At 69.5% G+C, this 6,000-nt stretch carries 5 protein-coding genes, 1 tRNA gene and 1 pseudogene; 5 read left to right on the top strand and 2 right to left on the bottom strand.

The genetic code is table 11. The features are described from left to right. Positions 1-623: tyrosine-type recombinase/integrase (locus tag WN71_RS11855; protein WP_046591581.1), on the top strand; the 623-nt coding region annotated here is incomplete at its 5' end. A gap of 847 nt (positions 624-1,470) precedes the next feature. Here WN71_RS11855 and WN71_RS42660 read toward each other — a convergent pair. Next, positions 1,471-1,623: a hypothetical protein gene (locus tag WN71_RS42660; protein WP_167382918.1), complete on the bottom strand. Its 153-nt coding sequence runs from the start codon at positions 1,621-1,623 to the stop codon at positions 1,471-1,473. Between WN71_RS42660 and WN71_RS43440 the strand changes: the two genes are divergently transcribed. Next, positions 1,606-1,779, top strand: a complete 174-nt coding sequence (locus WN71_RS43440; RefSeq protein WP_167382919.1) for an HNH endonuclease — start codon at positions 1,606-1,608, stop codon at positions 1,777-1,779. The genes WN71_RS42660 and WN71_RS43440 overlap by 18 nt on opposite strands. A gap of 267 nt (positions 1,780-2,046) precedes the next feature. Here WN71_RS43440 and WN71_RS11850 read toward each other — a convergent pair. Continuing rightward, a tRNA-Arg gene (locus tag WN71_RS11850) sits at positions 2,047-2,118 on the bottom strand. Positions 2,119-2,292: 174 nt separating this feature from the next. On the opposite strand from WN71_RS11850, the pseudogene WN71_RS11845 reads away from it, so the two are divergent. The 3 genes and pseudogenes from WN71_RS11845 to lysA all read left to right on the top strand — a co-directional run. After that, positions 2,293-2,826, top strand: a pseudogene (locus WN71_RS11845) (response regulator); the annotation flags it as partial. 484 nt (positions 2,827-3,310) lie between these two features. Next, positions 3,311-4,309 (top strand): ArgS-related anticodon-binding protein NrtL, encoded by a 999-nt coding sequence (gene nrtL / locus WN71_RS11840; RefSeq protein ID WP_046591575.1) that lies wholly within the window; start codon positions 3,311-3,313, stop codon positions 4,307-4,309. Between the two features lie 255 nt (positions 4,310-4,564). Further along, a complete protein-coding gene (gene lysA, locus WN71_RS11835) occupies positions 4,565-5,956 on the top strand; it encodes a diaminopimelate decarboxylase (protein ID WP_046591574.1) in 1,392 nt (463 codons plus the stop codon). The last annotated feature ends 44 nt before the right edge of the window (positions 5,957-6,000 follow it).

The following is a 6,000-nucleotide window of genomic DNA, read 5'->3' as shown; positions in this document are numbered from 1 at the left end:
ACAGCTCGCTTCATGAAAGCGCGAGGCTAGTGGCTTTCTACGCGGTCCTGTACTACGCGGGCCTGCGGCCCGCTGAGGCGGTCGGGCTGAGGCGGTCTGACTGCCACCTGCCGCAGACGGGTTGGGGCACGCTCACGCTGCGGGAGACACGCCCCGTCTCCGGCAAGCAGTGGACTGACTCAGGCGAGCGGCACGACCGCCGCGGCCTGAAGGCGCGGGAGGCGACCAGCGACCGCCCGGTGCCCATCCCGCCCGTCCTGGTCACCATCCTCCAGGCCCACCTGAAGGGTTTCGGGACCGCCAAGGAAGGGCGCGTGTTCGGCAACGAACGTGGGGGAGTGGTCGGCTCCTCCACCTACTGGCGGGTGTGGGAGGAGGCGCGGGCGTACGCGCTTCCACCGGAACGCGTCGACTCGCCGTTGGCCGGGCGCCCGTACGATCTGCGGCACGCGTGCATCACGCGATGGCTGAACGCAGGGGTGCCCATCGCTGAGGTAGCCCGGCGGGTCGGCAACTCGCCGGAGGTTATCCATCGTCGATACCACGGCTGCATCGACGGCCACGAGGAAGCGGCCAATGCGAAGATCGCGAAAGCTTTGGAGGAGGACGGCGACGTGAACTAGCAGGCAGCGTCAGCCTGGAATCAGATGGTTTTCGTGCCTGCTCTGGGCTGTCCTGCGGTTTCCGTTGAAGTGACGTACTTGAAGGAGACAGTCTCTACAGTTTCCAGTGGTGCGATTGCGAAAGGATCTTTTCGGTCGGCGTCGCGGTAGCTAGGATTGCGCCGTGATCAAAGTGGGGGACGAGTTCGGCTTCTGGACAGTGCAAGAACACAGAGGGGGAGCTCGGTACTGGGTGCAGTGTCAGTGTGGGACCGAGCGTGAGGAATACGCCTCCTCCCTCCTCCTCGGGAAGACGCTCTCCTGCGGGTGTATGCGTCGAATGCGCCAACCCAAGGTGGGCGACACAGTCGGGGAGTGGAAGATTGTCTCTTACGGAGGCCCCCCGAGCCGTCGAGCACTGTGCCAGTGCTCCTGCGGCACTATGAAGGAGATCGATGTCTACTCATTGGGGCGCTCCAGCAACTCCTGCGGCCACGGCCGGCGCAAGACTGTCACTTCGGCGGTTGGCGCAAAACGCTGTGCCGAATGCGGAGAAGTGAAGCCCCTTGACGACTTCCACAGGGACAGGGGGTCATCGGACGGTCGGCGACCTCGTTGCAAGCCGTGCGTGAAGGAGTACGACGACGCTCGTCAGGGAGATCGGAATCGGCGCGCCCGCGAGGCGTACCAGAAGAATCCGGCAGCCAAGAACGAGAAGACAAGGGCGTACCATCTTGCCCACCCTGACTGGAGCAGTCAGAAGGCTCGGGAGAGTCATCTTAGACATGCTGAGGAGAGAGCTCGAAGGCATCGCGAGCGAGGCAAGGACCCGGTGGTCCAAGCGTCCCGGCGCGCAGCTAGTAGGCGTTCAGAGTCGCGCCGTCGCGCCATTAAGCGGCTCGCAGAGTCGGAGCACATAACCGAGCAGCAACTCCAGGATCTTGTGGACCAATTCGGAGGCGCCTGCTGGATCTGCAGTGACCTTTTCGATGAGGAGAAGGTCGTGCTTCAGATCGATCACTACAAGCCTTTGGCCAAGGGTGGGGCACACACCTTGGCCAACCTGCGTCCCGCATGCGCCGACTGCAATCTCCGCAAGAGTGGGAGGTGGCCGTTCACCGCCCAAATGAGGGCTGAGGTTGCCCAGGCGGTACGCCGCTTGAGATCGGGAAGCTGAGGATTGTCCCGGTGGCCGGCCGATACGGGCCCCTGGGCGTGGATCACCGACGGCCTCGTGCTCTGACAGGGAGGCTGTCGTGCCCGCAGGGTGTGCGAAGCCACCGAGGATGGCGCTGTAGGGGCAGACCGGAGCTTGGTGTGTCGGAGGTGTGTCGCGACCACTGAGAGACAACGAGAGAGGGCGGGAGTCAGTGAGACTGACTCCCGCCCTCTTCTCTCGGCATCCGCCCTGGTCAGCGCTTGATTTCTGCTGATCCTCGGCGAGTGCCCCCGGCAGGATTCGAACCTGCGCACACGGCTCCGGAGGCCGTTGCTCTATCCCCTGAGCTACGGGGGCGTGTCTGGTGCGGGCTGTTGCTCGCGGTGACGGGTAGAACCCTACCAGCTTCCTCGGGGTGTTCATGAACAGGTTTCTTCCCGCGCGGGGCGTGGTGAGCGGGCGCTCGCTCGTAGGGGGGTGGAAGTGGGGAAAACCCGGACGCGGTGGCCGGTCCGGACCTACTCTCGAGTTGTGCCAGGCGCGTCGGGTCGGGTGCTTGTTGTGGACGACAACAAGGTCATCCGGCAGCTGATCAGGGTCAATCTCGAGCTGGAGGGTCTCGAGGTCGTGACCGCGGCCGATGGTGCCGAGTGTCTGGAAGTCGTTCATCAGGTGCGGCCCGATGTCGTGACGCTCGATGTCGTCATGCCGCGTCTCGACGGGCTGCGTACCGCCGCCCGGCTGCGCTCCGACCCCCGTACGCGTGATCTTCCCGTCGCCATCGTCAGCGCCTGTACGCAGTACGAGGTCGAGAGCGGACTTGACATCGGCGTCGACGCGTTCCTCGCCAAGCCGTTCGAGCCCGCCGAACTTGTGCGGTTGGTAAGAGAGTTGATGGGGAGCAGAGGGGACGGCCGGGATCGGGGGCAGTCGTCAGGGCGGACTGAATCCGTGCGGCCCGAGCAGGCCCAGGCTGACGGGGATGGGGACGGCGGCGGCAGTGGCTGTCCCGGTGGCGGTGGCGGCGGCGGTGGCGACCATAGCGACGGGGGCGGCAACGGGAGCGGTGAATCGTTCAGCCCGGGGACCGCGCTCTCGGCCTCCGGCGCTCGGCACGGGGGGCCCGTGGCCTCCTCCTCCCGGCCCATTGTCTCTTCCGGGTCGGCCGTCTCCTCCGGGTCGGCGGTCTCTTCCGGGTCCGTCGTCGATCCGGCCGCCGAGCAGTCCGGTGCCGCCCACGACAGTGAGCCCGCCGGGTGGCATCGGGGCTGACGTTCGGGATCGATCGCGAGGGTCACCCACGGGCCTCGTGTCGAGGGTCACCCACGGGCCTCGCGTAAGGGATCGATCCCCAGGTCGCCCACGAGGTCGCCCGTGAGGCCAGTCGCGCAGCCGCCTGCGAGGCCAGTCGCGACGCCGCCAGGAAGTCTCTCCCGTCCGTGATCCGGCCGGCCGTTCGCGCCGGTGCGCGGGCGCGGCGCCGTCCACATCCCGGGACCCGTCCCCAACCCCTCGCATATCCGGACCCCGCCTCCCATACCCTTGTGCCGTGACCCCCGTCGAGCTCTCGCGCACCGTGCTGCATGCCGTGCGTCGTGCCGTCGACGACGGGGAGCTGAGCGTGACCGTGCCCGAACGGGTCGTGGTCGCGCCCCCCGGGCCCGGTGGCTGCGGTGACTACGCCACCAATGTCGCCCTCCAGCTCGCCCGCCCCGCAGGGCAACCGCCGCTGCGGGTCGCCGAGATCCTCCGGCCCCGGCTCGCCGGCGCCACCGGGGTCCGTGACGTCGTCGTCACCGGGCCCGGGTTCCTCAACATCAGTCTCGAGGGGGAGGGAAGGGGAGCGGCCGACGCCGCGCTCGTCGCCGAGATCCGGGCCGCGGGGCGGTCCTACGGCCATGGCGACGCCCTCGCCGGGCAGGTCGTCGAGTTGCGCGTGCCGTACGACGTACGCGCCGAAGTCGTCGCCGACGCCCTCGGGCGGATCATCGCCTCCCAGGGCGGGCGGGTCGCGATCGACCATCGCGAACCCGTCAACGTACGGCCCGTCCCGGCGCCCGAGGACCCCGCCCCGCTCGGTCCCGACGCCGCCCGCTGGGCGCTGCTCCACCCCGCCGCCCACGACCGGCCCCGCGTCACCGCCGACCACCTCGTGCAGCGTGAGGCCAATCCGCTCTTCCGGGTCCGTTACGCCCATGCCCGGACCCGCGCCCTCCTCCGCAACGCCGCCCGGCTCGGCTTCGCACCCGAACCCGGCCCCCTCGACCAGAGCGAGGGCCAAGGCGCCGGCCACGTCTTGTGTGACACCCTCGCCGACCACCCCCGCATCCTCGGTGCCGCGGCCACCCATCGCGCGCCCGACCGTCTTGCCCGGCATCTCGTCACCCTCGCCGATGCCACCTTTCCGCTGCTGCCCGCCGTCCTGCCGATCGGCGAGGAGAAACCCTCGGCCGCCCACCGCGCCCGGCTGGCCCTCGCCGAAGCCGCCGGGACGGTGCTCGCAGGTGGCCTGTCCCTGCTCGGCATCGACGCACCCGATCACCTCTGAGGGGGAGGGCACCCGCCCGCGGTACACGGCCGCGTACATGTCCGCGACGCACGTGCGCGACGCACGTGCGCGACGCACGTCCGCGACGCAGGTCCGCGGTCCGGCCGGCCCGGTGCACAGCGCCGTGCACCGAGCAGGAGAGAGTGCGCGCTCGTCGACGGTTCGCACCCGCCGACCCTTCGCGCAGCGCCACCCCACCGCCGGCCATCGCCCCACCCCACAGCGACGACAGAGAGATTCTGAGAGTCCACAGTCATGAGCCGTTCCGCACACCCCGCCGGGCCCCGTCACGCCGACGTCCTTCCCGAGGGGCACTACGCCGCCCCGCCCGCCGACCTCAACGCCCTCGACGCCAAGGTGTGGGCGCAGACCGTCAGCCGTGACGGCGACGGTGTCGTCACCGTGGGCGGGATCCCCGTGACCCGGCTCGCCGAGGAGTACGGCACCCCCGCCTACGTCCTCGACGAGGCCGACTTCCGCGCCCGTGCGCGTGCCTGGCGCGGTGCTTTCGGGACCGACGCCGACGTCTTCTACGCCGGCAAGGCGTTCCTGTCCCGGGCCGTCGTGCGCTGGCTGCACGACGAGGGGCTCAACCTCGACGTCTGCTCCGGCACCGAACTCGTCACCGCGCTCTCCGCCGGCATGCCCGCCGACCGCATCGCCTTCCACGGCAACAACAAGTCCGTGGCCGAGATCGAGCGCGCCGTCGAGGCCGGGGTCGGGCGGATCGTGCTCGACTCCTTCCAGGAGATCGTGCGCGTCGCCCACATCGCGCAGTCGCTCGGCAAGCGGCAGCGCGTGCAGATCCGCATCACCGTCGGCGTCGAGGCGCACACCCACGAGTTCATCGCCACCGCGCACGAGGACCAGAAGTTCGGCATCCCGCTGGCCGGCGGGCAGGCTGCCGAGGCCGTACGGCGGGCGCTCCAGCTCGACGGGCTCGAACTCATCGGCATCCACTCGCACATCGGGTCGCAGATCTTCGACATGTCCGGCTTCGAGGTCGCCGCGCACCGCGTCGTCGGACTGCTGCGCGACATCCGTGACGAGCACGGCGTCGAGCTGCCCGAGATCGACCTCGGCGGCGGCCTCGGCATCGCCTACACCAGCGCCGACGACCCGCGCGAGCCGCACGAGATCGCCAAGGCGCTCACCGAGATCGTCACGCGCGAGTGCGAGTCCGCGCGGCTGCGCACGCCGCGGATCTCCGTCGAGCCCGGGCGCGCCATCGTCGGGCCCACGGCCTTCACGCTGTACGAGGTCGGCACCATCAAGCCGCTCGACGGGCTGCGGACGTACGTCTCCGTCGACGGCGGCATGTCCGACAACATCCGTACCGCGCTCTACGACGCCGAATACAGCGTCGCCCTGGTCTCCCGCACCTCCGACGCGGAGCCGATGCTGGTCCGCGTGGTCGGCAAGCACTGCGAGAGCGGGGACATCGTGGTCAAGGACGCGTTCCTGCCCGCCGACCTGGCGCCGGGCGACCTGATCGCCGTACCGGCCACGGGTGCGTACTGCCGTTCCATGGCCAGCAACTACAACCACGCGCTGCGGCCGCCGGTCGTCGCCGTCCACGAGGGGAAGGCGCGCGTGATCGTACGGCGCGAGACCGAGGACGACCTGCTCCGCCTCGACGTCGGCTGACCCAGGTGCCGGGCGGCGTCAAAAAACCGCCCCCGCGCAAATGC

This window comes from Streptomyces mangrovisoli (genome assembly GCF_000974985.2).
GTDB classification, from domain to species: Bacteria; Actinomycetota; Actinomycetes; order Streptomycetales; family Streptomycetaceae; genus Streptomyces; species Streptomyces mangrovisoli.
This window is presented reverse-complemented; position numbering and strand designations above follow the sequence as displayed.

Excerpts from the sequence above, each read along its gene's own strand:
- lysA (WP_046591574.1), top strand. The coding sequence starts at position 4,565 with ATGAGCCGTTCCGCACACCCCGCCGGGCCCCGTCACGCCGACGTCCTT.